This is a genomic window from Alteraurantiacibacter aquimixticola (assembly GCF_004965515.1).
In the GTDB taxonomy this organism is placed as follows: Bacteria; Pseudomonadota; Alphaproteobacteria; order Sphingomonadales; family Sphingomonadaceae; genus Alteraurantiacibacter; species Alteraurantiacibacter aquimixticola.
Genome location: NZ_SSHH01000004.1, coordinates 370,430 through 394,232 on the forward strand (window position 1 = coordinate 370,430; position 23,803 = coordinate 394,232).

Consider the following 23,803-nt stretch of genomic DNA (forward strand, 5'->3'; position numbering starts at 1 on the left):
TATAAGGCCATGAAGGCGCTTTCGAAGCAGACCCGGTCGATCAAGCCGGCCGAGGTCGAAAAGAAGTGGCACATCATCGATGCCGAGGGGCTGATTGTCGGCCGCCTCGCCACGATCGTCGCCAACATCCTGCGCGGCAAGCACAAGCCGAGCTTCACTCCGCATGTCGATTGCGGCGACCATGTCGTCATCATCAATGCCGACAAGGTGAAGTTCACCGGCAACAAGCTGGGCCAGAAGACCTATTACAAGCACACCGGCCATCCGGGCGGCATCAAGGGCATCACTGCCGGCAAGGTGCTGGAAAGCCGCTTCCCCGAGCGCGTGCTGGAAAAGGCCGTGGAGCGCATGATCCCGCGCGGTCCGCTGGGCCGCCAGCAGATGAGGGCTCTGCACCTCTATAACGGCACCGAGCATCCGCATGACGGCCAGAAGCCCGAAGTGCTCGACGTTGCCTCCATGAACCGCAAGAACAAGGCTGCCCAGTAATGGCTGACGAAAACAACTCCGTCTCCGACCTGTCGGAACTGAAGGATATCGCTGGCGACGCTCCGGCCGCCACCGAAGCCGCAACCCCCGCCGCTCCCCTGCGTGAGCAGGAACTGGACGCGCAGGGCCGCGCTTATGCCACCGGCCGCCGCAAGGACGCCGTGGCCCGCGTATGGCTGAAGCCCGGCACCGGCAAGATCACCGTCAACGGCAAGGACCAGGAAGTGTATTTCGCACGTCCGACGCTGCGCCTGGTGATCAACCAGCCTTTCGACATCACCGAGCGTGAAGGCCAGTATGACATCGTCGCCACCGTCAAGGGCGGCGGCCTGTCCGGCCAGGCCGGCGCGGTGAAGCACGGCATCAGCCAGGCGCTGACCAAGTACGAGCCTGCCCTGCGCAGCACCGTCAAGGCAGCCGGCTTTCTCACCCGCGACAGCCGCGTGGTGGAGCGCAAGAAGTACGGCCGCGCCAAGGCCCGCCGCAGCTTCCAGTTCTCGAAGCGCTAAGGCCCAACGGTCTACCGAACACGAAAAGGGCGGCCTTCACGGGCCGCCCTTTTTCTTTGCGCGATCTGCCCGGTGCCGGTCAGTGTGCCCGTTCGATCAGGCCTTCCACCGCGCCGACGAGCTTGTCCACCGAGACCGGCTTGGCGAGATAGGCGCGTGCGCCCGCTTCTATGATGCGCTGTTCCTCGCCCTTGCCGGCAAAGGCGGTGATGGCGACGATCGGTATACCCTTGGTCTCTTCCTGGCGCTGCAGCCTGCGGATCAGCCGCAGGCCGGAAATGTGCGGCAGCTGGATATCCATGGTGATGAGATCCGGCGCGAACCGGTCGACCTCGTCCAGCACGGCCGCACCGTCGGACACCATCTGCACCTCGAACCCGCGCGCGCCCAGAACCTCATGATAGAACATGCGGTTGAGCAAGTCGTCTTCAACAACAAGAATTCGGGTCGCCATTGCGAATAAATACGCTTGCGGCGATTTGGTGCCAATAAATCGTGTAAATAGTCGATAAAGCGGGCTTTTCAGTCGACGGGCGGATCAGTTCGGGGAACATGGCCCACCGGGGCGACCGGTTCTCCCGGTTCGCGGGGCGGCATTGCGTCCTCCGGAACTTCGTCGATCATCATCTCGCGGCTCGCCACACCTTCGAGGTTGCGCACCCGCACAGACAGCTCCTCGCCATTCCAATGCAGCTCGTTGAAGCTGGCGGGTGTGGAACGGATGCGGTGGGACAAGGTTCCCGCGCCGATCATGCGCACCGGGCCATTGGGCGTCGCCTCCATGATGTCGAAAGCATCGTGCACATGACCGCTCAGCACGCCGAGCACATTGCGCTGCGCCAGTTCCGCGAGCGCATGGCTGCCATTGCGCGTCAGCGCGGTACCATGCGTCCCCGCCTCGCGCAGCGGATGGTGCGCCGTCACCAGAACGCGGGCGGTGGAGGGCAGCGAATCGATCTGCGCCAGGCAATCGTCCAGCGCGTCCTTCGTGATCCAGCCTTTCGACCAGTTGAGGCGCGGCTGGGCGGGGACATTGGTGTTCAGCGGCACCAGCGCCAGTCCGTCGACCTGCAGCCGCCGCTCCACCAGGTCGCGAAACGCCTCGAACCGGGCAAGCGGGTTCAAATAGCGCTGGGGCAAGTGATAGCCGGGAAGGTCGTGATTGCCCGGCTCGATCGTGACCGGCACGGGCAGCGAACGAATCCACTTCTCCGCCGCCGCAAATTCGTGCCGCCGCGCGCGCATGGTGAGATCGCCGGTGATCGCCACCGCATCGGGTTTCCGCGCCAGGATTTCCTGCCGCACCCAATCGAGCGCGCGGTTGTCCTCGATCCCGAAATGGATGTCGCTGAGGTGGAACAGGGTCAGCTTGTTGGCCATGTGGCGATGTCGCTAGCAGATCGGCGCGGGCATTCCCACGCCCCTGTTTCAGATCCTGTTGGTCAGGATCACCCAGGCGGACACACCATTGCCGATCGAATAGAGCGCATAGGCCCAGCCCCAGCCGGTATGGCCATTGGCGACGACCAGCAGCGCCACCAGCAGGATCACGAATTCCAGTGCCAGCGTGACTTCCGGCCGCATCACCCCTCCGCGCCCCAGGAACTGGCGCACCAGCGGATGCCCGCTCGCCAGCACCGCCCGGTGACAGGCGAAATTGGCGATGCCGAGCAGGAAGACGATTGCGATAGCCATGGTCCGATCCTTCTGCCTGCAACGGCCAGCGGGTGCAAATTGCCGTTCGTGGAGCGCTCTCGGCGCTTCGTCGGCAGCAGGAATCCCCCGTCGATAATTGCCAGCCCCAAATCGATGCGCGCGCGCCGCGAATCACGCATCGGCCTACCAATGGTCATGCGCCGCGGCCGTTTCCAGTCCCACCGGCTGCGGCGCGACCCCCTTCAGCAAGGGAGGTAACCACGAGGAAGGAGAAGGGTTATGATGAAGACGATTTCCATGGCGCTGGCCAGTGCCGCGCTGCTTGCCGCCCCCGCTGTGTCCGCCGCAGAAGGCGAACAGCGCACCACCGGCGTCGAATATTCGGATCTCGACCTGACGAGCGAAGCCGGCCGCAAGGAACTCGACCGCCGGATCGACGAAGCCGCGCGGGAAGTGTGCGGCGTCGATGAAATACGCGTCGGTACGCGTCTGCCGTCGCGCGAAGCGCGCGATTGCTATCGCGACGCCAAGCGCCAGCTGGACCGCCATGTTGCGCAGCTTGTACAGCAGGAGGCCCGCGGCGGCTGACTGACAGTTTAACGATAAACCCCCCGAAACTGGGCGTCCGGATTATCCGGGCGCCCTTTTTGCATGGGGATTGGAGGGGAAACCCCGCGGCTGGCCTAGCGCCCTGCCATGGCCTTCACCTTGCGCAGATAGGTACGGCCGATGCGCAGGTCTTCCCCGCTTTCAAGCTCGACGCTCCACACGCCCAGCCCTTCATGCCGCAGCCCCTTGATCACATCCTTCCTGAGGATGGTCGAGCGGTGGATGCGGATAAACCTGTCAGGGTCGAGCCTGGCTTCGAGCCCGGCGATGGTCTGCAGCAGCAGGTAACTCGTTTCCCCGACATGCAGGCGAACATAATCGCGCTCGGCATCGATGCGGCTTACTTCGGCGGCATCGACCCGCAGCAGTTCGGACCGGTTGGGGACCCAGAATTCGCTCAGCCATTGCGTTTCCGCGCCACCGGACGTGTCGCGCCGGGCGAGCGCGCGGCCTATCGCGCGTTCCAGCCGTTCGGATGCGACCGGCTTCAGCACATAGTCGACTGCGTCGATATCGAAGGCTTCCACCGCGAAATTCTCATGCGCGGTGACGAATATCACCGCGGGCGGCGCTTCCGCCTTGCCCAATTCGCGGGCAACGGAAAGGCCATCCATGCCCGGCATGGTCATGTCGAGCAGAAGCACGTCGGGCTTCAGCTTTTCGGACAGGCGCAGCGCCGATTGGCCATCGGTCGCGGTACCGACCACGGACAGGCCGTCCAGCTCGGCGCACAATACCTGCATGCGCTCGATCGCCAGCGGCTCGTCATCGACGATCAATGTGCGCAAAGTCGCCGCACCCCCCGCTTCGCTCATTCAGCTGCCTCCTGCCTGCGATGGCCGCGCTGGATCGGCAGGCGCAAATGGGTGGCATAGCCTTCGGGTACGCGGCCCGAGACCAGGCTGGCCTCGTCACCGAAGCGCGCTTCCAGCCGCTCGCGCACATTGGCAAGGCCGATGCCGTAGCCGGGGCGCGGATCGCCATTTTCGGTCGACCCGTCGCCATTATCGGCCACCGTCACCACCAGCCGGCCATATTCCTCGCGTGCGGACAGCGTGATGACCACCTGCCCGGTTGTCGGCGCCACTGCGTGCTTCACAGAATTTTCCACCAGCGGCTGCAGGATCATGCCGGGTACCAGGCAATCCTCCAGCTCGCGCGGGATATTGTATTCGGCGCGCAACCGGAGGGGGAAGCGCACCGCCTCGATATCGAGATAGAGTTTCTGCAGCGCGATTTCCTCCGCCAGCGGCAGGTCCGCCGTGGGATCGTCGGCCAGGCTGCGGCGATAGAAGGTGCTGATCATCTGGATCATGCGCTCGGCCGCCTGCGTCTTGCCGGTCAGAACCAGCGCCGAGAGCGAATTGAGCGTATTGAACAGGAAATGCGGATTGACCTGGTAGCGCAGGCTCCTGAGCTCCGCCGCCTTGGCCGCATTGCGGAACTGCTGTTCGCGCCGTTCCGCCCCGCGGGCCTTTTCCCCGGTCAGCAGCGCGAGATAGAGCGCGCACCAGGCCAGCAGCATGAAATAGCGGCTGAAAGTGAGCTCGGTCACCTGCTCCCGGCTGGAGGAGGAGAACATCGCGGCGAGGCTGGAACGAATGTCCACTCCGGTCTCTTCGGATTCGATCCCCTGGCTCTGGACGAAGTCCTGCAGCAGCTTTTCATCCAGCGCCGCCTGGACGTCGGCGAAGATCAGCCAGTTGACCTGCGCGATCAGCAATGCCGCGGGCAGGGCGAAGACCAGCGCGGCGGTGATCTTGGCCCAGAGCGGGCGCGCGTCGAAAGCACGCAGCACCAGCCACAGCGCGAGCGTGACAACCGCGCCCATCAGGCTGGACAGGGCGCGCAGGCCCAGCAAATCGCCCGCCATGTGCAGGTTCAGCAGCTCTGCCCGCAACGTCATCAGGATCAGATAGGCGGCCCACAGGCCGACCACCGATGCCAGCACCGTGCTGAACGGAACGCGCGCGACCAGTTCTTCAGGTTTATCCCTGTTCATGGGCGCCATTTACGCCTTGCGGACCCCGAAAGGCCAGCCCCCTGTCATATTCCGGTCGAACGGCGTGTGCGCTTGGTCGATCCGGGGCAGCCCTAGAGCAGGTGCTCCTCGGCGATCTTGCGCTTCCAGTGCAGCGGGGCGAGCGTGTGGACATTGTTGCCCTCGGCATCGACGGCCACCGTTACCGGCATGTCCTTCACGGTGAATTCGTAGATCGCTTCCATGCCAAGATCCTCGAAAGCGACAACTTTCGATTCCTTGATCGCCCGCGCGACGAGATAGGCCGCGCCGCCCGTCGCCATCAGATATGCGACCTTGAAGCGGCTGATCACATCCACCGCATCCGCGCCGCGCTCGGCCTTGCCGATCATCGCGAGCAGGCCTTGGTCGAGCATCATCTCGGTAAACTTGTCCATCCGGGTGGCGGTGGTGGGGCCGGCGGGGCCGACAACCTCACCCATCACCGGATCGACGGGGCCGACATAATAGATCGCGCGGCCCTTGAAGCTGACGGGCAGCTCTTCGCCCTTGTCGAGCATGTCCTGGATACGCTTATGCGCCGCATCGCGGCCGGTCAGCATCTTGCCGTTGAGCAGCAGCCGGTCGCCCATCTTCCAGCTCGCCACGACTTCGGGCGTGAGATTGTCGAGATCGACGCGCTTGGCCTCAACATCGGGCTGCCACTGGACGTCGGGCCACTGGTCGAGGTCGGGCGCGGGGATATAGCTGGGGCCGGAACCGTCGAGCGTGAAATGCGCATGGCGCGTGGCGGCGCAATTGGGGATCATCGCCACCGGCTTGCCCGCCGCATGGCAGGGCGCGTCGAGGATTTTCACGTCGAGCACGGTGGAAAGGCCGCCCAGCCCCTGCGCGCCGACGCCCATGGCATTGACCGCATCGAAGATATCGATCCGCAGCTGCTCGATGTCGCTTTGCGCGCCGCGCTGCTTCAGCTGCGCCATGTCGATCGGCTCCATCAGGCTGAGCTTGGCGAGCTTCATGCAATGTTCCGCCGTGCCGCCGATGCCGATGCCGAGCATGCCCGGCGGGCACCAGCCCGCGCCCATGGATGGGATCTGTTCCAGCACCCAGTCGACGATATTGTCGCTGGGGTTCATCATCTTGAACTTGCTCTTGTTTTCGCTGCCGCCGCCCTTGGCCGCTACATCGATCGCGACCGTGTTGCCCGGCACCATCTCGACCGAGAGCACGCTTGGCGTATTGTCGCGCGTATTGCGGCGGGTGAAAGCGGGATCGGCAAGGATCGAGGCGCGTAGCTTGTTGTCCGGATGGTTGTAGGCGCGGCGCACACCCTCATCGACCACGTCCTGCAGGCTCATCTTCGAATCGAGCCGGCAATCCTGACCCCATTTGACGAAGACGTTGACGATGCCGGTGTCCTGGCAGATCGGCCGGTGCCCCTCTGCGCACATGCGGCTGTTGGTCAGGATCTGCGCGATGGCATCCTTCGCCGCCGGGCCCTGCTCCGCCTCATAGGCCTCGCCCAGCGCCTTGATGTAATCCATCGGGTGGTAATAGGAGATATATTGCAGCGCATCGGCCACGCTTTCGATGAGGTCTTCTTCACGAATGAGGGTAACGTCGTTCATCGAAGCGGATCTCCTGCTGATACAATTTCTGACACGCCGGGCGTGCTGCACCTGCTAAGGACGCAAAAGCAGGCCAAAGCCCTTGGACTTGTGCCCTCATACGCCTAAGGCTCGCCCCGGCAAGAGTGACGAGAGACGAAAGATAGTGACCCTTCTCGATTCCCCCACCAAGGATGAGGCCTTCGCCACAGCGCGCAAGGCAATGATCGACAGCCAGCTGCGCACCAGCGGGGTGACCGATCCGGTCGTCGTTGGCCGCATGCGCGAAGTGAAGCGCGAGGAATTCGTGCCCGAAAGTGCCAAGGGCGTCGCCTATATGGACCGCGCCGTGCCGCTGGGCGATGGCAAGTACCTCGCCGCACCGATCGTGCAGGGCATGCTGCTGCAGGAAGCCAAGCCCGGTCTCGACGAGAGCGCGATCGTGGTCGATGGCGGCAGCGGCTACCTCGCCGAATTGCTGCGCCCGCTGGTCGCCTCGCTCAAGGTGATGAGCGTGGAGGAAGCGCTGGCCCCGGCACGCGGCGGCAAGAAGGTGGACCTGATCATCGTCGACGGCGCGATCGAGCAGCTGCCCGATTCGCTCGCCAAGCGTCTGGCCGACGATGGCCGTATCGTCACCGGCATGGTGCATGACGGCGTGACCAGCATCGCGCGCGGCCGCAAGTCGAGCAAGCAGGTGGTGTTCATGCCGCTGGGTGAAGTAGGCATTCCGCGCCTTTCCGCTTTCGACAAGCCGAAGGGCTGGAGCTTCTGAGCATGCGGCCTGTCATGCGTTCCCTCAGCCTGAAAACGGCGCTGCTGACCTGCGCCTGCATGATCGCGGCCCCGGCTTCGGCGGAAACGCTGAAGGACGCGCTGTGGCAGGCCTATACCTCCAATCCACAGCTCGAAGCCGCGCGGGCGCAATTGCGCGCCACGGACGAGAATGTGCCGATCCAGCGCTCCAGCGGCCTGCCCTCGCTGACAACGTCATCGACGCTGACCGAATTCCTCAAGAGCTCCTCCACCAGCTTCACCTCGCCGGAGCGCCAGCTTTCGGCCAATGTGGACCTGGGCGTGCCGATCTATTCTGGCGGCAGCGTGCGCAACGGTATTCGCGCGGCGGAAAACCGCGTGGAAGCGGGACGGGCGGATTTGCGTGGCAGCGAAAGCGCGCTCTTCAGCCAGGTTGTCGCCGCCTATATGGATGTGATCCGCAACGAGGCGGTGGTCGGCCTGTCCTCCAACAATGTGGACGTGCTGGTCATCAACCTCGAAGCGACGACCGACCGTTTCGAGATCGGCGACCTTACCCGCACCGACGTGGCGCAATCGGCCAGCCGCCTTGCCCTTGCCCGCAGCGACTTCCGCAGCGCGCAGGCCAACCTCGTATCCGCGCGGGAGAACTACATCGCGCTGGTCGGCTCCGCACCGGACGATCTGCAGCCCCCGCCGCCGCTCCCCGGCCTCCCCACCAGCCCGGATGATGCGGTCAATGTGGCGCTGGAGTACAATCCGGACCTGATCGCCGCGCGCGAGCGTGCGGAAGCGTCTGGCTATGAGATCGAAGTTGCCGGGGCAGGACGCCAGCCGCGACTGGAGGCTTTTGCCAGCGGCGGATACCAGAATTACCTGGGTACGCTGGACTCGATCCCCGGCACAGCCTCAGCCTCGCAGACCAGCACTTCGGCACAGGCAGGCCTGCGCCTCTCGCTGCCGATCTTCCAGGGCGGCCGCGTCTCCGCGCAGCAGCGGCAGGCGCAGGCGCAAAGCTCCGCCGCGCTGGAACAGGTAATCGGGACCGAGCGCAATGTCATCGCGCAGGTGCGCGCCGCCTATTCCAGCTGGCGCGCTGCCAATGCCATCATCGCCTCCACGCAGGCGGCAGTCGATGCCGCGGAGCTGAGCCTCGAAGGCGTGCGGGCGGAGAACTCGATCGGCAATCGCCAGATCCTCGACGTCCTGAATGCCGAGCAGGAATTGCTCGCCGCGCGCGTGCAATTGGTGACCGCACGCCGCAACGAATATGTCGCGGGCTTCACGCTGCTTGCCGCCATGGGCCGCGCCGAAGCGCGCGACCTCGGGCTCGACAGCGAGGGCCCGCTTTACGATCCGGTGGCCAATTACGACCGCTCGCGCGATATCCTGCTCGACTGGCAGAGCGATCCCGATCCTGTGGCAACCTCCACCCGCACCGTTGACATCCCGGCGCAGGATGGCGAGGTTTCGCCTGACTGATTTCGGCTGCGGCCTTTCGGGGGACTGATGATGCGTCAGGAAGGTGAACCTTCGGTCGAGGAAATCCTCGAATCGATCAAGAAAGTGATGGCACGCGATGCCGACAGGATCGTTGCCGGCGCGCGTGAGCCAGCTGGGGAAGGGCTGATCGCCCAACCGGGGGCCGATCCTAACGAGAATGAGGATGTGCTGGACCTCGATACCGTCGCCCCGGAAACCTCGGAAGCCGCCCAGGCTCCGGGAAAACCCGCAAGCGATGAACTAGCCGAGGGGCTGACCAACACTGTCGCTGCCGATTCCATGCGCCAGTCGCTGGCCGCGCTGGCAATGCTCTCCGAACCTTCCGCAAAGCCGCAGATCGTGCGTTCGGGCGAAACCTCGCTCGAAGACATGGTGCGCGACCTGCTGCGCCCGCTGATGGCGCAATGGCTCGATGCCCATTTGCCAGAAATCGTTGAGCGGCTGGTGAAGGAAGAGATCACCCGGATCGCGGGCAAGAAGCGCTGAGCACTTGCGGGCCGGGCGGGGCACATTACCTCCACCGGCAATGAGCAAGGCTGATCCTGCAGACATTGCGAAAGCAGAACGCGCGCTGGCCAAGATCGGCGGCGAGGCGATCGAACGTCATATCCTCCTGTGCGGCATCTCCGAGAAGCAGCAGTGCTGCCGTCGTGAGGAAGGGGAGCGCAGCTGGAAATTCCTCAAGAAGCGGCTGAAGGAGCTGGGGCTGGCAGGAGCGGGCGGCGTCCAGCGGACCAAGGCCGATTGCCTGCAGATCTGCGAAGCGGGGCCTGTCGCAGTCGTCTGGCCCGATGGCGTCTGGTACCATTCCTGCACTGAGGATGTGCTGGAAAAGATCATCCAGCAGCATCTGATCGGCGGGAAGCCGGTGGAGGCGTACCGGCTCTATCCTTCAGAGGGCGGCTGAGGCTTTCCTACATGAGGAGGGGCGGGCGAGAGTAGCTGCGGCTCTTTCACATGTCCGATCGCAACGCGTTTTCCCTTTCGGGAAGTGTCAACTTCGCGCTTTGCCGTTATTGCACCTGTTTTCAGATATATAGATCGGTTTGAGCGAGGTCACAGACTGTCAATTTTGTCAACTTCGCTGCCGCTTCACTCTTCGAGTTCGTCGAGCGAATTCTCCACCGCCTCGTCATGCCCGGTGCCGCTGGATAGGAACACCAGCCCCATCAGCGCGCTCATCAGCAGCATGGCAATCCCGATGCCCAGTGCGGTAGCGATGAAGAAATGGACCGAAACCATGCCCATTTCCCTGTACAGCAGTGTCAGGGCGATAATGACCACGCCCACCGTCAGCGCGAACATGAAGCGCATCAGCCGCCGATAGCGGGCCCAGGCATGGGCCGCCGTCGCGGGATCGTCGAGCGGGGATTTCCGTACCATGCGCGTTTCATGCACCTCTCATCCCGGTGATGCAACGGGGCTGGAAGTCCCCATTTGCCCGGACTCGGCAGGTCATGGCATGATGCGTCCCTTCACGCGAATTGGAGAGAGCGCATGTCAATTGCCCGGATAATCGAAGGCCGCCAGCAGGATATCGTCAGCTGCACCGCGGATGACAGCGTGCGCGATGTCGCCGCATTGCTGGCCGAACGGCGCATCGGCGCACTGCCTGTGATGGATGGGGAGAACGTGGCGGGCATCTTCTCCGAACGCGACTTGCTCTATTGCGTCGCGCGCGAGGGCGAGGCGGTGCTGTCGCGCTCGGTCGGCGAGGTGATGACGGCGCCCGCGATATCCATCGATCCGGGGCAGAGCGTGTTGCGCGCCCTCTCGCTGATGACCCGGCGGCGCATCCGCCACCTGCCGGTGGTCGAGAATGGCAAGCTGCTCGGCTTCGTCTCGATCGGTGACCTGGTGAAGTACCGCATGGACCAGATCGAGGAAGAGGCGGAACAGATGCGCGAATATATCGCGCAGTCCTGAACGCCTCTCTTGAGCGGCGCCCCTCCGCACACTACATCGCGTCCATGGCCGAAACGCTCACCCTGACCGCCGCCGCTGCAGAGCGCGTGGGACTGATTGCCCGGAAACAGGGCAAGCCCGCCGTGCTGCGCCTGTCAGTCGAGGGCGGGGGCTGCTCCGGCTTCCAGTACAAGTTCGACCTCGACGATGCGCCGGAGGCTGACGACATGGTCAGCGAGACCGATGGTGTGAAGCTGGTGGTCGATCCGGTCAGCCTGGACCTTGTGGCCGGAAGCACGGTCGATTTCGTCGAATCCCTGGGCGGTGCGGCATTTCGGGTCGAAAACCCTCAGGCCGCCGCCGGTTGCGGTTGCGGTTCCAGCTTTGGCATCTAAAGTCCGCCCAAAGGGACGGACATTGTGCGTATAGCCTCATTCAACATCAACGGTATCAAGGCGCGCCTGCCGCGCCTGCTCGAATGGCTGGAGGAAACCCGGCCCACGGTCGCCTGCCTGCAGGAAATCAAGACCATGGACGAAGGCTTCCCGGCCGAGGAGTTCGAGAAGATCGGCTATCACGCCATCTGGCACGGGCAGAAGAGCTTCAACGGCGTGGCGATCCTTGCCGACGGGGTGAAGCCTGAAGAGAAGCAGCGCGGCCTGCCCGGCGACGATAGCGACGAGCAATCGCGCTACCTCGAGGCCGAGGTGAACGGCGTGCGCATCTGCAACCTTTATCTTCCCAACGGCAATCCGCAGCCGGGGCCCAAATTCGATTACAAGCTGGCGTGGATGGAGCGGCTGCGCAATAGGATCGCCGGACACCTCGCTGCAGAGATCCCCACGGTCGTCCTCGGCGACTTCAACGTCATTCCAGAGGACAAGGACGTCTGGGCGGTAAAGACGATGCAGGACGATGCGCTGATGCAGCCTGAATCGCGCGATGCCTATGCACGGCTGCTCAATGACGGGTGGACCGATGCGCTTGGCACGCTCAACCCGCGCGGCGGAGTATGGACGTACTGGGATTACCAGGCAGGCGCTTGGCAGCGCGACCACGGCTTCCGCATCGACCACCTGCTACTCTCACCCGATTGCGCGGACCGGCTGGCGGCAGCCGGCGTCGACAAGGACCATCGCGGCCGAGAGAAGGCCAGCGACCACGCGCCCGTGTGGGTAGAACTACGCGACTAGCAACCGCGCTCTACGCGCAAGACGGCTGACGCCAGCCAGCCGCAAGGCCGAACGGCCGCCCGCAGGTGCCCCGCACCCTGAGCTTGTCGAAGGGGAAGGGAATAGCGCCGAGGACCGCGCGCCCGGATGGGCGTGCGGAAGTCAAACACCAATCACCTATAAAAAATATGACTATCGATGCGCGCCACGCTCGCCTTGGCGCGGGCCCAGCGCGGGCTCACATGCGTAGCGTGGAAATAGAGCGAATCCGCCGCTTCGCTGTCCCACAGCTCCTGATGCGCGATGCGCGCGATTGCCTTGGCGCGGCGCCATGCCTGCGAGGAGGCGTTGGGAGTGGGGATGCGTCCGGCGCGCACGAAGGAGAACTGCGCGCGCTGGGTGACGACCGAACAATAGTCATTCGGGAACAGACGTGATTCCGAACGGTTGATGACCACGCGGGCTACGGCCAGCTGGCCGGCCAGCGGCTCGCCGCGCGATTCGAAATAAACGGCCTGGGCAAGGCAGCGAAGCTCGGTCGACATTTCCTCTGCGGAAGAAACGGTGCTCACCAGCTCGCGCAGGGAGGTGGAAGCCTGGGGTTCGACGACCGGCTCTTCGGGCGCTTCGGGAATTTCCTGCACCACGGCGCTGGAAACGAAGCGCACCGGGGCGGCTTCGACATCAGCAGCTTGTGCATCTTCGGATGCACCTTGGGCCAATGGGGTGACCGTTTCGAGCGCTACGGGCTCTGCCTGGTCCTGGGCAACGGCGCCGGTCATGCCGGTGCCAAGAAGTGCTGCAAACATGACAGCGACCGAGGCAAGGGCCCCGGCCCGGTAGAACTTGCGGTTCATGTAACCTGTAACTCAAGGCGGTGGGAAACCCGTCGCAGGTCAGCGATCGCGAGTTGTCAGCAACAACTCGTAAATGCCGCGATCCCATCAAAGGACCTGCCGGTTGCCCCCCGTCTGCGCGCCCCAGCCACCGGTGTGATTACCGGCCGGAAGAGGCCAACGCTCTGGAAGTCGCGGGCCAAATAGCGACCCGAGTCACGAAGTCAACCTGTGGTTCCCTGGTTTCCGATGAAACGTTCTGCATTGGCGATATCCAGCTCGACCAGCCAGACATCGCTATCCTGGCGTTTGCGCCGGTCGCAGTATTCGCTGAATTCCATCGGATTTTCAGGGTCTTGAGTCTTGGAAAGCGTCCATTTCCTGGTGCCGTCAAGCTGCGGCATTCGCTCATAGAGACGCGAATTTGTGCCGTTTTCGCAACAGATCACCAGGATTGTCCCGGCATCGCGTTCACCCTTTGCCAGCACGGTGGCGAAGCCGCCTTCAGCCTGCACCGCGCGGAGCAGACCACTCACTTCGATATGCGCGGGGAGCCTCGCCTCTTCCACGATCAGTCCTGCGGCCGGTATCCGGGAAGCCCGGAAAGCGCGATATGCGAGCGCATGAATGTGCCTGTCCCACGGCCGATTTCATCGCCTTCTGCATCGACCAGGCTTGCTTCGGCCACGAAAACGCGGCGCTTGCCGCTGATCCAGCGGCCGCGCGCCTCGACCGGGCCGGAGCGCACCGGCTTGGTGAAATGGAGATTGAAGCCTGTCGTCAGCAGGAAACGGTCGGTGACCAGCGAATTCGCGGCATAAAAGGCCGCATCGTCGAGCATCTTGAAGTAGATCGTGCCATGCGCCGCGCCGGCGGCATGGTGCAGCGCCTTGTCCACCTCGAAACGGATGACCGATTGCCCCTCACCGGGAATTTCCAGGCGCGAGCGGAACAGCGCATTGATCGGCGCGGAGGCATAGAGCGCTTCGAGCGCGCGGAAATGCGCTGCCGCGCCGCTGGCGGCAGGATCAGGCGACGGACCGGTCCGAGACATTGGTCAAGAGGGCGTAGATCGCCTCCACATCGGGTGCATCGGCCAGCGCATCGCGCATGTTCTCATCGCGCATCAGCCGCGAAATGGAGGCCAGTGCATGCAGATGGGCAGCGCCGCTGTTCTCGGGCGAGAGCAGGCCGAATACCAGATCCACCGGAAGCCCGTCCGCAGCATCGAAATCCGCCGCATGTTCAAGCTTCAGCAGCGCTGCGACCGGACGCTGGATTCCCGGAATGCGCGCATGCGGAATGGCCACGCCGCGGCCGAAACCGGTGCTGCCAAGCTTCTCGCGCTCATCAAGATATTCGAGGACGGTTTCCGCCTCGATATCACAGGCTTGAGCGAAGAGAGAGCTCAGTTGGGCCAGAATGTCCTGTTTGCTCCTGACGTCGACGATCGCGACCGAATCAGGCTGGAGCGCAAAAAGAGAATCCATGTCCGAAAGACTTCACATTATTCATAGCATTGCCACCCCTGCAGGAATGACATTGATATTTCCCAAAAATCCGCTGGTTCTTTCAGAGAACGCGGGACGTCTGCGAGCTGTTCCCGCACGCCTGCTCAGGACGGTTCGACCCAACCGATCGACCCATCGGAGCGGCGATAAACCATATTATGCCGCCCGGTTCCAGCATTTTTGAAGAACAGCGCATTGGTATGCCTGAGATCGAGCAGCATCACCGCGTCCGAAACACTGGCCTCGGGAATGTCGATCCGCGTTTCGGCAATGACGGGAGGCGCCTCTGCCGGCAGTTCCTCGACCTCGGGCTCCTCGGGAGCGAAGATGGTATAGGCTGCCTCTTCCTCCTTCATCGCATGGGCCGCCTGTTCGTGACGGTCCTTCAACCGGCGCTTGTAGCGGCGCAGCTGCTTCTCGATCTTGTCGGCAGCCTGTTCGAAGGCGAGGTGAACGTCATGCGCCTCGGCATGGGCCTTCAGGATCAGCCCGTGATTCACATGGAGGACGATGTCGCAACCGAAGGCATTGGTGGGCGCCTTGCCGAAAGTGACGGTGGAGGAAAGCGCCCGGCTGAAATACTTGTCGACGATACCTTCAAGGCGCTCTGCGGCATGTTCCTGCAAGGCTGCGCCGGTGTCCAATTGGTGACCGGAAACGCGGATGTCCATGTGGGGGGTACTCCTTCTGTACTTGGCACCTTTGGATATAGGTCCCGATTGGGACTTAATTAAGCCAGAGCGGTGAATCCAGCGATTCCAGAAAGGCCTTGTGCCGCGCAAGTTCCTCGGCGCTGGGCGCATGGGCGCGCGGTTGGCGGAACTGCCCCGTTTTCGGGACGAACTGGCGGATCTCGGTGACTGCCACTTCCACCTCTGCCGCCAACTCCAGCCCGATCTGCCGTCCGCCCGTCAGCTCGACATAGACCTGCGCCAGCAATTCGGCGTCGAGCAAGGCGCCGTGCTTCACGCGGTGGCTTCGATCGACGCCATAGCGGGTGCACAACGCATCGAGCGAATGCTTGGCGCCGGGATGGCGGCGGCGAGCGATCGCCAGCGTATCGATCATGCGGTCCATGCCGATTTCCGCCAGGCCGCAGGCGGACAGCTCGAAATTGAGGAAGCCGAAGTCGAATTGCGCATTATGCGCCACCAGCGGCGCATCGCCGATGAATTCGAGCAGATCGCCCACCGTGTCCTTGAACAGCGGCTTGTCGGCAAGGAAGGCGGCGGAAAGGCCGTGCACGCGCTCCGCCTCCATCGGCATGTCGCGCTCCGGATTGTAATAGGCATGGTAGCTGCGCCCGGTGGCGACGCGATTGACCATCTCGACGCAGCCCATTTCGACCAGCCTGTCCCCCGAATGGGGATCGAGGCCGGTGGTTTCGGTATCGAAGATGATCTCGCGCATGGCCGGACTATCGGATGCCCGACGCCTCAGCGCAACTGGGCTTTGAGCTTGTCCACCAGCTCTTCCACCTGCCGCCGGGTTTCATCGAGCGGCAGGCCGGTATCGATCACGAAATGCGCGCGGGCGCGCTTTTCGCCATCGGGCATTTGCAGGGCGAGGATATCGGCGAACTTCGCCTCGGTCATGTCGGGCCGGGCGAGGACGCGGGCACGCTGGACTTCGGCCGGGGCGGAGACGACCACGACCTTGTCGATCCCCTCGATGTCGGTCTTTTCGAACAATAGCGGGATGTCGAACAGGACCATTGGTGCATGGGCGTTGTTGCGCAGGAAATCTTCGCGCAATTCGCGCACGGCGGGATGGACGATGCTTTCCAGCCGGGCGAGAGCGGCGGGGTCGCCGAAGACTTGCGCGCCGAGCTTCTGCCGCTCCACGCCTTCGGGCCCGGTCGATCCGGGAAAGGCCTCTTCTATCGCAGGCAGAAGTTCCCCGCCTGGTCCCTGCATCCGGCGCACCTCGGCATCGGCATCGAAGACCGGCACGCCCAGATCGGCGAACATCGCGGCGACCGTGCTCTTGCCCATGCCGATCGAGCCGGTGAGGCCGAGGATGAGCGGCTTGCTCATGTCGTAAGGATCTTGCGCAGTTCCGCGTCGTCGTCGCGGGGCGGTGCGGCCCCAAAGAACTTTGCGAAAGCGATGGCCGCCTGGCCGATCAGCATGGAGAGGCCGTCCACCGTCGCGAAGCCCGCTTCACGCGCGGCCTTCAGCAGCGGCGTCTCCAGTGGCTGGGTCACGATATCATAGACTACGCTGCCCGGCGGCACGTGACTGAGGTCGAAAGCGAGTGGCGGCTGGCCTGCCATGCCGAGCGGGCTGGCATTGACGACAAGGTCGAAACACCCTGCGCGATCATCGAAAGCGAAGTCGGTCGGATCGGCAAAATGGGTGAGATCGACCGCATGGTGCTCGCCCTCTGGCGCCAGCTCGTCGAGCAAGGCCTGCGCCTTCACAGGATTGCGCCCGGCGAGCACGAGCGTGAGGCCCTCGCCGGCGAGCGCTGCCACGATCGCCCGCGCCGCACCGCCTGTGCCGAGGACGCGTGCCATGCGGAAATAGTGATCCCTTGCCAGCTCCTGACGCAGCGGTTCCAGGAATCCGTCGGCATCGGTATTGGTGCCGGTGAGCGTCCCGTCCTCGCCGCGCAAGATCGTGTTCACCGCGCCGATCCGTTCGGCCACGGGATCGAGCCGGTCGAGCAGCGACATCACCGCCTGCTTGTGCGGCATGGTGACATTGCAGCCGCGCCAGTTCGCATCCTTGCGACGCTCGGCAAGGTAATCGGCAAGGCCTTCGGGAGTGACGTGGCAGGCGCGATAGTTGGCATCGAGGCCGAGCTTGCCGATCCAGTAATTGTGGATCGCCGGGCTTTTCGACTGCTTGATCGGATCGCCGATCACTTCCGCGTATGGCTGGCTCACGAGGGCAGCTCCCCCTGATCGCGTAGCGCGCCCAGTACATGGAGCAGCGGCATGCCGAGAACGGTGAAATGATCGCCTTCTATCCGGTCGAACAATTGCACGCCCAGCGCCTCTATCCGGAACACCCCGACGCAATAGCCAACCTCGGGCCATTCGGCATCGAGATAGGAGGCGATGAACTCCTCGGACAATTCGCGCAGGTGGAGGCGGGCGAGCGCCGCATGGCTCCACACGATTTCGCCACCCCGGGCGAGGGCGGCGGCGGAATGCAGCTGCATCGCCTTGCCGGAGAAGAACCGCAGATGTTCGGCCGCATTCTCGCGGCTGGCAGGTTTGTCGAAACGCTTGCCGTCGACGACGACGAGGGAATCGCTGCCCAGCACCAGCCGTTCCTTCTCCGGCACGGCAAGCGCCTTGGCCCAGGCGAGGGCGAGGGCGACCTCGTCCGGCGGCGCATCACCTAGCCCTTCCTCGATCGCGCGCTCGTCCACATCGGCAGGCATGGCTTCGAAGGCCACACCCGCATCGGTCAGCATCGCCTTGCGCGAAGCGGACTTGGAAGCGAGGACAATGGTCATATCGGCTTGGGGCCCACGCGCGGCGGGCGTTCGCGCGCCTCGCGTTCCTGGTGCAGCTTGATCACCGCGGCCGCCGTCTCCTCGATCGAGCGGCGGGTGACGTCGATCACCGGCCAGCCATTATCGGCGAACATGCGGCGGGCGAAGGCGACTTCCTTTTCCACCTTCTCCTCATCGACATAGGAGGTCTCCGTCTTCTCGTTGAGCGCGAGCAGGCGATTGCGGCGGATCTGGATCAGCCGCTTGGGCGCGGTGGTCAGGCCCACGACCAGGGGGTGGCGCAATTCGAACAGCGAAGGCGGAGGCGGGCTTTCCACCACCAGCGGGATATTGGCGACCTTGAAACCGCGATTGGCGAGGTAGATGCTGGTCGGCGTCTTCGATGTGCGCGAAACGCCAGCAAGGACGATGTCCGCCGCCTCCCAATTGTCCCAGCCCACGCCGTCATCATGGGCGATGGTGAACTGGATCGCATCGACGCGGTTGAAATAGGCCTCGTCCATCACGTGGCGCGCGCCGGTACGGGCATGGGCTTCCTGTCCCAGCCGGTCCTCCAGTGCATGGGTAACGACGTCGAGCGCGGCGACATGCGGCAGGCCCAGCGCGCGGCACCTTTCTTCCAGACGCGCACGCACTTCGGGATTGGCGAGGGTGAAGAGAACGAGGCCGGGATTGGCCTTGAACTCCTCCATGATGCGGTCGAGATGCTGCTTGGAGCGCACCATTGGCCAGAAATGGCGCGTGACATCGGGATCGTCGAATTGCGCAAGCGCCGCCTTCGCGATCATCTCGAGCGTTTCGCCGGTCGAGTCCGAGAGTAGATGGAGGTGCAGCCGGGCCATGTGGACAAGTCCCGGCATAAACCACGGGACGGATCGGCGGACAAGCACGGGATGCAATTCCACCCCCACTAACAGGTGATTCCAACGCAGCTTTCTGGACAGGCTGGAGCGGATTTGAACAGGCTGTGGATTGTGCGCAGAGATTCCGATTGACGACGCAAGGCTGCAGAGTCGCATTGCCACTGCCCCCTGTTCAATCCGGGAGAAATCGGGCAAGGGCGCGCAATCCCCGAAATCCACAGGGCCAACAGAGTCCTGAATCCTATATATAATATATATATTTTATTGTTTGGACCTCTCGATGCCCGGACTCCTTCTCGACACTTTGCGCGGTAAACAGGCTGACAGGCGGCCGGTCTGGCTCATGCGCCAGGCAGGCCGTTACCTTCCCGAATATCGCGCGCTCAGGGCGGAAAAAGGCGGCTTTCTCGAGCTCGTCTATGACAGCGAGGCGGCTAGCGAGATCACCTTGCAGCCGATCCGACGCTTCGGTTTTGACGGGGCGATCCTGTTCTCCGATATCCTGATCGTGCCGCATGCGCTGGGGCAGGACCTGAAGTTCCTTGCTGGTGAAGGACCGCATCTCTCGCCGCGGCTGGTCGATGCGGCACTGGAAAGCCTGACGCCAGCCCCGCATCGCTACGAGCCCGTGTGGGAGACCGTGAGGCTCACGCGCGCCGCTCTGGCTACCCTGGCCCCGGAAACCACCATGCTGGGCTTCATCGGCTCTCCCTGGACCGTGGCGACCTATATGGTGGCGGGAGAGGGGAGCAAGGATCACCATTTGGCGCGGACCATGGCCTATCGCGATCCGGAAGGCTTTGCAGCCATTGTGGATGCGATCGTCGAAAGCTCGATCCATTACCTGTCCGGCCAGATCGAGGCGGGTGCGGAAGCGGTGCAGCTGTTTGACAGCTGGTCGGGCAGCCTTGCGCCCAAGCAGTTCGAGCGCTGGGTGGTCGAACCCACCGTGCGCATCGTCGATGCCATCCGGGCGAAACACCCCGACGTCCCGATCATCGGCTTTCCGAAAGGAGCGGGCGGCAAGCTGCCTGCCTATGCGCGTGAGACCGGCGTCGATGCGGTCGGCGTGGACGAGACGGTCGACCCGCGCTGGATCCACGCACAATTGCCGCCCGACATGCCGGTGCAGGGCAATCTCGATCCGCTGCTGCTTATCGCTGGCGGGGCGCAGCTGGAGGAGGGTGCGCGCGAAGTGCTTTCCGCCTTTGCCGATCGGCCGCATGTCTTCAATCTCGGCCACGGGATCGACAAGACCACGCCGATCGCCCATGTCGAACGCCTGCTCGAAATCGTTCGCGGCGATGTGGGGTGACACACGCGGCGCGAGATCCTAAATCGGGCCCATGCAGGACGTGCTTTCCATGACCTATCTCTGGCTCAAGGCCGGCCACATCATTTTCGTGATTTTCTGGATGGCGGGGCTGTTCATGCTGCCGCGCTATTTCGTCTATCACCAGGAAGCGGCCGAGGGTTCGCCCGAGGAAGCGCAATGGATCGATCGCGAGCGCAAGCTGCTGAAGATCATCCTGCTGCCCTCGATCATCGTGGTCTGGGTTCTCGGTCTCGCGCTGGCCTATACGCTGAGCCTGTGGAGCGCGGGCTGGCTGCATGCCAAGATGATGCTGGTGCTGCTGCTTTCCGCCTATCACGGTTACCTGGCGAGCTATCACAAGAAGCTGGCGCGTGGGGAACGGCGCCTGTCGGGCAAGCAGTTGCGCCTGTTCAACGAAGTGCCCGGCATTGCCGCGGCGGTCATTGTCATTCTGGTGATCGTTCGCCCGTTCTGAGCCTGTCGCACCATGCGGCTCGATTCACCGAAAGCGAATTGACGCTTCGGCGCGAAACGCATATTCGCGCAAACCTCTCCGGCTGAGGTCGCCATTCCGAGCGACCGGGTCTGCTTTCTCCAAGCCCATATTGGCCTGCCGGCTTCCACATAACGCACTACGGAATATCCGATCATGCATCTCAAAGAACTGAAACAGCGGACGCCGGCGGAACTCGTCGCCATGGCCGAGGAATATGAGGTTGAAGGCGCGTCCACCATGCGCCGGCAGGACCTGATGTTCGCCATTCTCAAGGAAGTTGCCGAAGACGGCGAGGAAATCCTCGGTATCGGCACGATCGAAGTACTGTCCGACGGCTTCGGCTTCCTGCGCAGCCCCGAAGCGAACTATCTCGCCGGTCCCGACGATATTTACGTCTCGCCCAACCAGGTCCGCAAATGGGGCCTGCGCACCGGCGATACGGTAGAAGGTGAAATCCGCGCGCCCAAGGATGGCGAACGCTACTTCGCGCTGACCAAGCTGCTGAAGGTCAATTTCGATGATCCCGATGCGGTGCGCCACCGCACCAATTTCGACAACCTCACGCCGCTCTATCCCGATGAGCGGCTGAACCTCGACACGATCGATCCCACGGTGAAGGACAAGTCTGCCCGCGTGATCGACCTGATCGCGCCGCAGGGCAAGGGCCAGCGCGCGCTGATCGTCGCCCCGCCGCGTACCGGTAAGACGGTGCTGCTGCAGAACATCGCCAAGGCGATCACGGACAACCATCCGGAAGTCTTCCTGCTGGTCCTGCTGGTGGATGAGCGTCCGGAAGAAGTCACCGACATGCAGCGTTCGGTGAAGGGTGAGGTGATTTCCTCGACCTTCGACGAACCCGCCCAGCGCCACGTGCAAGTCGCTGAAATGGTTATCGAAAAGGCCAAGCGCCTGGTCGAGCACAAGCATGACGTGGTGATCCTGCTGGACTCGATCACCCGCCTCGGCCGTGCCTACAACACCGTGGTGCCCAGCTCGGGCAAGGTGCTGACCGGCGGTGTCGACGCCAACGCCCTGCAGCGCCCCAAGCGCTTCTTCGGTGCTGCGCGTAATATCGAGGAAGGCGGCTCGCTTTCCATCATCGCCACCGCGCTGATCGATACCGGCAGCCGCATGGACGAGGTGATCTTCGAAGAGTTCAAGGGCACGGGCAACTCCGAAATTGTGCTCGACCGCAAGGTTGCCGACAAGCGCATCTTCCCGGCTCTGGATGTGGGCAAGTCCGGCACCCGCAAGGAAGAGCTGCTGGTCGACAAGGAAGCGCTCTCCAAGATGTGGGTCCTGCGCCGTATCCTGATGCAGATGGGCACGGTGGATTCGATGGAATTCCTGCTCGACAAGATGAAGGATTCCAAGACCAACGAGGACTTCTTCGCTACGATGAACCAGTAGGTTCCGGGCGCACCGCGAAAATGGGGAAGGGGGCTGGGGCCCCCTTTTTCATGGGCAACTCTGGAAAATGACCGCCGTCTTGCCCATATAGGACACTCACGGCATGATGTGCCGTTCCAGCGGCGCTCAGCGAAAGGCACGTGGCATGAAAGTGAACATCGAGATCGACTGCTCGCCCGAAGAGGCGCGCCGCTTCATGGGCCTGCCCGATGTCGAGAAGGCCAATGCCGTCTATGTCGATGCGATCGCCAGTGCGATGAAGGGCGTCTCCAATGCCGACCAGTTGCAGGAATATGCCCAGCAGCTTGCGCCCATGGGGCAGATGGGGTTGAAAATCTTCCAGTCCTTCGTGGAAGGCGCCACGCGCGGTTCTTCCGGGGGTTCTGGCACTACAACAAAGCGCAAGAGCGACAGCTAAAATCACGAGATGAATACGATATTTGCCCTTTCCAGCGGTGCGCCGCCGGCGGGGATAGCTGTGATTCGCATAACTGGCCCTGATGCCGGGGAAGCCTTACGAAAGCTCGCTGGGAAGTTGCCGGAACCGCGCAAGGCAACACGCGCGTGGCTCAGCGATGAGGCGGGCAATCATCTAGACGATGGATTGGTGCTGTGGTTTCCCGGCCCGGCCTCGGTTACGGGTGAAGACCTGGCGGAACTTCACCTTCATGGCGGCCGGGCGGTGGTCGCTGCGGTGGAAGGGGCGCTCGCAGCGATTCCCGGATTGCGCAAGGCGCAGGCAGGCGAGTTTACGCGGCGCGCCTTTGCCAATGGCCGCATCGACCTTGCCGAGGCGGAGGGCCTTGCCGACCTCCTCTCCGCCGAGACCGAGCTGCAACGCCGCGCGGCCATCGCCAATGCCAGTGGTGCGATTTCCGCGAAGGTCGAAGGATGGCGCGAGGAACTGCTCCGCCTGTCCGCCCAGATCGAAGCCGTGCTCGATTTCGATGACGAGGACGACGTTGATGGCTTGCCGGGCGATTTCGCTGCCAGCCTCGCCACACTTGCGGGCGAGTTGCGAAGTGCATTGGCGATCCCCTCGGCAGAACCCCTGCGTGAAGGTTTTCGTGTGGCGCTGGCCGGACCGCCCAATGCGGGCAAGTCGACCTTGTTCAATGCCCTTCTCGAAAGTGAGGCGGCAATCACCGCCGAAGTTGCAGGCACGACGCGCGATATCCTCGTGCGACCGGTGGCGATCTCCGGCGTGCCGTTCACCTTTGTCGACATGGCTGGCCTGCGCGATGAAAGCGGCGACGTGATCGAAGCTATCGGAATCGAACGGGCGCGTGAGGAAATCGCGCGGGCCGATCTCGTCCTGTGGCTTGGTTCGGAAGGGGAGGGCCCGGAAGAGGCCTGGGAGGTCGATGCGCAATGCGATCGACAGGACCGGATGGCCAAGCGCGGTCCCGACTTCACCATTTCGGCCGTGACCGGAGAAGGTGTGGCTGGATTGAAAGCGGCGATGGTTGAGCATGCGATGTCGCATATTCCCAAGCCGGGCGACCTTGCACTCAATCGAAGGCAGAGAGATCTGGTTTCCGCCGCGGCAGATATGCTGGAGCAGGCGCGCGACCAGACCGATCCGCTGATCGTTGCCGAGCATTTGCGCCAGGCGCGGCTGTCCTTCGACGCCTTGCTTGGTCGGACCGCGACCGAAGACGTGCTCGATGCGTTGTTTGGAAGGTTCTGCATCGGAAAATAGGCGATGTTTCAC

32 protein-coding genes are annotated in these 23,803 nt (G+C 63.3%); 15 read left to right on the plus strand and 17 right to left on the minus strand.

Features of this window, described 5'->3' with window-relative positions; all coding sequences use genetic code 11:
* Window positions 1-9 precede the first annotated feature (9 nt).
* Both rplM and rpsI read left to right on the plus strand, forming a co-directional pair.
* Window positions 10-489, plus strand: coding sequence for a 50S ribosomal protein L13 (gene rplM, locus E5222_RS15470; protein ID WP_136694694.1), 480 nt, complete (start codon window positions 10-12; stop codon window positions 487-489).
* The gene (gene rpsI, locus E5222_RS15475; RefSeq protein WP_136694695.1) at window positions 489-998 is read left to right on the plus strand and encodes a 30S ribosomal protein S9; all 510 of its coding nucleotides are present in this window, start codon (window positions 489-491) and stop codon (window positions 996-998) included. The genes rplM and rpsI overlap by 1 nt, the downstream gene beginning before the upstream one ends.
* A 79-nt stretch (window positions 999-1,077) precedes the next feature.
* Here rpsI and E5222_RS15480 read toward each other — a convergent pair whose 3' ends face one another.
* From E5222_RS15480 to E5222_RS15490, 3 genes are all read right to left on the minus strand, one after another.
* The gene (locus E5222_RS15480) at window positions 1,078-1,452 is read right to left on the minus strand and encodes a response regulator (RefSeq protein WP_136694696.1); all 375 of its coding nucleotides are present in this window, start codon (window positions 1,450-1,452) and stop codon (window positions 1,078-1,080) included.
* Between the two features lie 68 nt (window positions 1,453-1,520).
* Window positions 1,521-2,378 carry a metallophosphoesterase family protein gene (locus E5222_RS15485; protein WP_136694697.1) on the minus strand — a complete coding sequence of 286 codons (858 nt, stop codon included), beginning with the start codon at window positions 2,376-2,378 and terminating at the stop codon, window positions 1,521-1,523.
* 48 nt (window positions 2,379-2,426) lie between these two features.
* On the minus strand, window positions 2,427-2,693 hold the full coding sequence (locus tag E5222_RS15490; RefSeq protein ID WP_136694698.1) for a hypothetical protein: 267 nt from the start codon (window positions 2,691-2,693) through the stop codon (window positions 2,427-2,429).
* Window positions 2,694-2,933: 240 nt separating this feature from the next.
* Between E5222_RS15490 and E5222_RS15495 the strand changes: the two genes are divergently transcribed.
* Window positions 2,934-3,242, plus strand: a complete 309-nt coding sequence (locus E5222_RS15495) for a UrcA family protein (RefSeq protein WP_246021819.1) — start codon at window positions 2,934-2,936, stop codon at window positions 3,240-3,242.
* 95 nt (window positions 3,243-3,337) lie between these two features.
* On the opposite strand, the gene E5222_RS15500 is transcribed toward E5222_RS15495, so the two are convergent.
* The 3 genes from E5222_RS15500 to E5222_RS15510 form a co-directional block, all read right to left on the minus strand.
* Complete coding sequence (locus tag E5222_RS15500; protein WP_136694699.1) at window positions 3,338-4,078, minus strand: LytR/AlgR family response regulator transcription factor; 741 nt, start codon at window positions 4,076-4,078, stop codon at window positions 3,338-3,340.
* Entirely contained in the window at window positions 4,075-5,265 is a 1,191-nt protein-coding gene (locus E5222_RS15505) for a sensor histidine kinase (RefSeq protein WP_246021821.1), read from the minus strand. Before E5222_RS15505 ends, E5222_RS15500 begins: the two co-directional genes overlap by 4 nt.
* Window positions 5,266-5,357: 92 nt before the next feature.
* Window positions 5,358-6,875 carry a fumarate hydratase gene (locus E5222_RS15510; protein ID WP_136694701.1) on the minus strand — a complete coding sequence of 506 codons (1,518 nt, stop codon included), beginning with the start codon at window positions 6,873-6,875 and terminating at the stop codon, window positions 5,358-5,360.
* Window positions 6,876-7,020: 145 nt separating this feature from the next.
* Here E5222_RS15510 and E5222_RS15515 point away from each other — a divergent pair, with 145 nt between their 5' ends.
* Genes E5222_RS15515 through E5222_RS15530 form a run of 4 tightly spaced genes read left to right on the plus strand, consistent with a single transcriptional unit; the run spans window position 7,021 to window position 10,020 of the window.
* The gene (locus E5222_RS15515) at window positions 7,021-7,629 is read left to right on the plus strand and encodes a protein-L-isoaspartate O-methyltransferase family protein (protein WP_246021823.1); all 609 of its coding nucleotides are present in this window, start codon (window positions 7,021-7,023) and stop codon (window positions 7,627-7,629) included.
* A 14-nt stretch (window positions 7,630-7,643) separates the two neighbouring features.
* Window positions 7,644-9,092, plus strand: a complete 1,449-nt coding sequence (locus tag E5222_RS15520) for a TolC family outer membrane protein (protein WP_136694702.1) — start codon at window positions 7,644-7,646, stop codon at window positions 9,090-9,092.
* Between the two features lie 30 nt (window positions 9,093-9,122).
* Window positions 9,123-9,599 carry a DUF2497 domain-containing protein gene (locus E5222_RS15525; RefSeq protein WP_136694877.1) on the plus strand — a complete coding sequence of 159 codons (477 nt, stop codon included), beginning with the start codon at window positions 9,123-9,125 and terminating at the stop codon, window positions 9,597-9,599.
* Window positions 9,600-9,639: 40 nt separating this feature from the next.
* The gene (locus E5222_RS15530; protein ID WP_136694703.1) at window positions 9,640-10,020 is read left to right on the plus strand and encodes a (2Fe-2S) ferredoxin domain-containing protein; all 381 of its coding nucleotides are present in this window, start codon (window positions 9,640-9,642) and stop codon (window positions 10,018-10,020) included.
* 185 nt (window positions 10,021-10,205) lie between these two features.
* Here E5222_RS15530 and E5222_RS15535 read toward each other — a convergent pair whose 3' ends face one another.
* Window positions 10,206-10,496: a hypothetical protein gene (locus E5222_RS15535; RefSeq protein WP_136694704.1), complete on the minus strand. Its 291-nt coding sequence runs from the start codon at window positions 10,494-10,496 to the stop codon at window positions 10,206-10,208.
* A 114-nt stretch (window positions 10,497-10,610) separates the two neighbouring features.
* Here E5222_RS15535 and E5222_RS15540 point away from each other — a divergent pair, with 114 nt between their 5' ends.
* From E5222_RS15540 to xth, 3 genes are read left to right on the plus strand one after another with little or no spacing between them, the layout of a single operon-like run.
* Complete coding sequence (locus E5222_RS15540; protein ID WP_136694705.1) at window positions 10,611-11,039, plus strand: CBS domain-containing protein; 429 nt, start codon at window positions 10,611-10,613, stop codon at window positions 11,037-11,039.
* Window positions 11,040-11,083: 44 nt separating this feature from the next.
* Window positions 11,084-11,413 (plus strand): iron-sulfur cluster insertion protein ErpA, encoded by a 330-nt coding sequence (erpA, locus tag E5222_RS15545; protein ID WP_136694706.1) that lies wholly within the window; start codon window positions 11,084-11,086, stop codon window positions 11,411-11,413.
* Window positions 11,414-11,437: 24 nt separating this feature from the next.
* Entirely contained in the window at window positions 11,438-12,211 is a 774-nt protein-coding gene (gene xth / locus E5222_RS15550; RefSeq protein ID WP_136694707.1) for an exodeoxyribonuclease III, read from the plus strand.
* A 152-nt stretch (window positions 12,212-12,363) separates the two neighbouring features.
* Here xth and E5222_RS15555 read toward each other — a convergent pair whose 3' ends face one another.
* The 10 genes from E5222_RS15555 to E5222_RS15600 form a co-directional block, all read right to left on the minus strand.
* Window positions 12,364-13,047 (minus strand): cell wall hydrolase, encoded by a 684-nt coding sequence (locus E5222_RS15555; RefSeq protein WP_246021826.1) that lies wholly within the window; start codon window positions 13,045-13,047, stop codon window positions 12,364-12,366.
* A gap of 203 nt (window positions 13,048-13,250) precedes the next feature.
* A complete protein-coding gene (locus E5222_RS15560; protein WP_136694708.1) occupies window positions 13,251-13,595 on the minus strand; it encodes a DUF1491 family protein in 345 nt (114 codons plus the stop codon).
* 2 nt (window positions 13,596-13,597) lie between these two features.
* Window positions 13,598-14,080: a PaaI family thioesterase gene (locus tag E5222_RS15565; RefSeq protein ID WP_136694709.1), complete on the minus strand. Its 483-nt coding sequence runs from the start codon at window positions 14,078-14,080 to the stop codon at window positions 13,598-13,600.
* Window positions 14,055-14,516, minus strand: a complete 462-nt coding sequence (locus tag E5222_RS15570) for a PTS sugar transporter subunit IIA (RefSeq protein ID WP_136694710.1) — start codon at window positions 14,514-14,516, stop codon at window positions 14,055-14,057. The genes E5222_RS15565 and E5222_RS15570 overlap by 26 nt, the downstream gene beginning before the upstream one ends.
* 125 nt (window positions 14,517-14,641) lie before the next feature.
* The gene (gene hpf, locus E5222_RS15575; protein ID WP_136694711.1) at window positions 14,642-15,208 is read right to left on the minus strand and encodes a ribosome hibernation-promoting factor, HPF/YfiA family; all 567 of its coding nucleotides are present in this window, start codon (window positions 15,206-15,208) and stop codon (window positions 14,642-14,644) included.
* 55 nt (window positions 15,209-15,263) lie between these two features.
* A complete protein-coding gene (gene dnaQ / locus E5222_RS15580) occupies window positions 15,264-15,947 on the minus strand; it encodes a DNA polymerase III subunit epsilon (protein WP_136694712.1) in 684 nt (227 codons plus the stop codon).
* 26 nt (window positions 15,948-15,973) lie between these two features.
* Window positions 15,974-16,573: a dephospho-CoA kinase gene (coaE, locus tag E5222_RS15585; RefSeq protein WP_136694713.1), complete on the minus strand. Its 600-nt coding sequence runs from the start codon at window positions 16,571-16,573 to the stop codon at window positions 15,974-15,976.
* The gene (gene aroE, locus E5222_RS15590; protein WP_136694714.1) at window positions 16,570-17,427 is read right to left on the minus strand and encodes a shikimate dehydrogenase; all 858 of its coding nucleotides are present in this window, start codon (window positions 17,425-17,427) and stop codon (window positions 16,570-16,572) included. Before aroE ends, coaE begins: the two co-directional genes overlap by 4 nt.
* Window positions 17,424-18,005 (minus strand): Maf family protein, encoded by a 582-nt coding sequence (locus E5222_RS15595; RefSeq protein WP_136694715.1) that lies wholly within the window; start codon window positions 18,003-18,005, stop codon window positions 17,424-17,426. The genes aroE and E5222_RS15595 overlap by 4 nt, the downstream gene beginning before the upstream one ends.
* On the minus strand, window positions 18,002-18,847 hold the full coding sequence (locus E5222_RS15600; protein ID WP_136694716.1) for a pyruvate, water dikinase regulatory protein: 846 nt from the start codon (window positions 18,845-18,847) through the stop codon (window positions 18,002-18,004). Before E5222_RS15600 ends, E5222_RS15595 begins: the two co-directional genes overlap by 4 nt.
* Before the next feature lie 301 nt (window positions 18,848-19,148).
* Here E5222_RS15600 and hemE point away from each other — a divergent pair, with 301 nt between their 5' ends.
* From hemE to mnmE, 5 genes are all read left to right on the plus strand, one after another.
* Window positions 19,149-20,183: a uroporphyrinogen decarboxylase gene (gene hemE, locus E5222_RS15605; RefSeq protein WP_136694717.1), complete on the plus strand. Its 1,035-nt coding sequence runs from the start codon at window positions 19,149-19,151 to the stop codon at window positions 20,181-20,183.
* Between the two features lie 31 nt (window positions 20,184-20,214).
* The gene (gene hemJ, locus E5222_RS15610) at window positions 20,215-20,658 is read left to right on the plus strand and encodes a protoporphyrinogen oxidase HemJ (protein ID WP_136694718.1); all 444 of its coding nucleotides are present in this window, start codon (window positions 20,215-20,217) and stop codon (window positions 20,656-20,658) included.
* Between the two features lie 174 nt (window positions 20,659-20,832).
* Complete coding sequence (rho, locus tag E5222_RS15615) at window positions 20,833-22,089, plus strand: transcription termination factor Rho (protein ID WP_136694719.1); 1,257 nt, start codon at window positions 20,833-20,835, stop codon at window positions 22,087-22,089.
* A gap of 145 nt (window positions 22,090-22,234) precedes the next feature.
* Window positions 22,235-22,507, plus strand: coding sequence for a DUF6489 family protein (locus tag E5222_RS15620; protein ID WP_136694720.1), 273 nt, complete (start codon window positions 22,235-22,237; stop codon window positions 22,505-22,507).
* Between the two features lie 9 nt (window positions 22,508-22,516).
* Window positions 22,517-23,791, plus strand: coding sequence for a tRNA uridine-5-carboxymethylaminomethyl(34) synthesis GTPase MnmE (gene mnmE, locus E5222_RS15625; RefSeq protein WP_136694721.1), 1,275 nt, complete (start codon window positions 22,517-22,519; stop codon window positions 23,789-23,791).
* Window positions 23,792-23,803: the final 12 nt, after the last annotated feature.

What these genes read in the sequence shown, in the direction of transcription:
- rplM (WP_136694694.1), top strand. Translation starts at nt 10, where the DNA reads ATGAAGGCGCTTTCGAAGCAGACCCGGTCGATCAAGCCGGCCGAGGTC.
- rpsI (WP_136694695.1), top strand. Translation starts at nt 489, where the DNA reads ATGGCTGACGAAAACAACTCCGTCTCCGACCTGTCGGAACTGAAGGAT.
- E5222_RS15480 (WP_136694696.1), bottom strand. Translation starts at nt 1,452, where the DNA reads ATGGCGACCCGAATTCTTGTTGTTGAAGACGACTTGCTCAACCGCATG.
- E5222_RS15485 (WP_136694697.1), bottom strand. Translation starts at nt 2,378, where the DNA reads ATGGCCAACAAGCTGACCCTGTTCCACCTCAGCGACATCCATTTCGGG.
- E5222_RS15490 (WP_136694698.1), bottom strand. Translation starts at nt 2,693, where the DNA reads ATGGCTATCGCAATCGTCTTCCTGCTCGGCATCGCCAATTTCGCCTGT.
- E5222_RS15495 (WP_246021819.1), top strand. Translation starts at nt 2,934, where the DNA reads ATGATGAAGACGATTTCCATGGCGCTGGCCAGTGCCGCGCTGCTTGCC.
- E5222_RS15500 (WP_136694699.1), bottom strand. Translation starts at nt 4,078, where the DNA reads ATGAGCGAAGCGGGGGGTGCGGCGACTTTGCGCACATTGATCGTCGAT.
- E5222_RS15505 (WP_246021821.1), bottom strand. Translation starts at nt 5,265, where the DNA reads ATGAACAGGGATAAACCTGAAGAACTGGTCGCGCGCGTTCCGTTCAGC.
- E5222_RS15510 (WP_136694701.1), bottom strand. Translation starts at nt 6,875, where the DNA reads ATGAACGACGTTACCCTCATTCGTGAAGAAGACCTCATCGAAAGCGTG.
- E5222_RS15520 (WP_136694702.1), top strand. Translation starts at nt 7,644, where the DNA reads ATGCGTTCCCTCAGCCTGAAAACGGCGCTGCTGACCTGCGCCTGCATG.
- E5222_RS15525 (WP_136694877.1), top strand. Translation starts at nt 9,123, where the DNA reads ATGCGTCAGGAAGGTGAACCTTCGGTCGAGGAAATCCTCGAATCGATC.
- E5222_RS15530 (WP_136694703.1), top strand. Translation starts at nt 9,640, where the DNA reads ATGAGCAAGGCTGATCCTGCAGACATTGCGAAAGCAGAACGCGCGCTG.
- E5222_RS15535 (WP_136694704.1), bottom strand. Translation starts at nt 10,496, where the DNA reads ATGGTACGGAAATCCCCGCTCGACGATCCCGCGACGGCGGCCCATGCC.
- E5222_RS15540 (WP_136694705.1), top strand. Translation starts at nt 10,611, where the DNA reads ATGTCAATTGCCCGGATAATCGAAGGCCGCCAGCAGGATATCGTCAGC.
- erpA (WP_136694706.1), top strand. Translation starts at nt 11,084, where the DNA reads ATGGCCGAAACGCTCACCCTGACCGCCGCCGCTGCAGAGCGCGTGGGA.
- E5222_RS15555 (WP_246021826.1), bottom strand. Translation starts at nt 13,047, where the DNA reads ATGAACCGCAAGTTCTACCGGGCCGGGGCCCTTGCCTCGGTCGCTGTC.
- E5222_RS15565 (WP_136694709.1), bottom strand. Translation starts at nt 14,080, where the DNA reads ATGTCTCGGACCGGTCCGTCGCCTGATCCTGCCGCCAGCGGCGCGGCA.
- E5222_RS15570 (WP_136694710.1), bottom strand. Translation starts at nt 14,516, where the DNA reads ATGGATTCTCTTTTTGCGCTCCAGCCTGATTCGGTCGCGATCGTCGAC.
- hpf (WP_136694711.1), bottom strand. Translation starts at nt 15,208, where the DNA reads ATGGACATCCGCGTTTCCGGTCACCAATTGGACACCGGCGCAGCCTTG.
- dnaQ (WP_136694712.1), bottom strand. Translation starts at nt 15,947, where the DNA reads ATGCGCGAGATCATCTTCGATACCGAAACCACCGGCCTCGATCCCCAT.
- coaE (WP_136694713.1), bottom strand. Translation starts at nt 16,573, where the DNA reads ATGAGCAAGCCGCTCATCCTCGGCCTCACCGGCTCGATCGGCATGGGC.
- E5222_RS15595 (WP_136694715.1), bottom strand. Translation starts at nt 18,005, where the DNA reads ATGACCATTGTCCTCGCTTCCAAGTCCGCTTCGCGCAAGGCGATGCTG.
- E5222_RS15600 (WP_136694716.1), bottom strand. Translation starts at nt 18,847, where the DNA reads ATGGCCCGGCTGCACCTCCATCTACTCTCGGACTCGACCGGCGAAACG.
- hemE (WP_136694717.1), top strand. Translation starts at nt 19,149, where the DNA reads ATGCCCGGACTCCTTCTCGACACTTTGCGCGGTAAACAGGCTGACAGG.
- hemJ (WP_136694718.1), top strand. Translation starts at nt 20,215, where the DNA reads ATGCAGGACGTGCTTTCCATGACCTATCTCTGGCTCAAGGCCGGCCAC.
- rho (WP_136694719.1), top strand. Translation starts at nt 20,833, where the DNA reads ATGCATCTCAAAGAACTGAAACAGCGGACGCCGGCGGAACTCGTCGCC.
- E5222_RS15620 (WP_136694720.1), top strand. Translation starts at nt 22,235, where the DNA reads ATGAAAGTGAACATCGAGATCGACTGCTCGCCCGAAGAGGCGCGCCGC.
- mnmE (WP_136694721.1), top strand. Translation starts at nt 22,517, where the DNA reads ATGAATACGATATTTGCCCTTTCCAGCGGTGCGCCGCCGGCGGGGATA.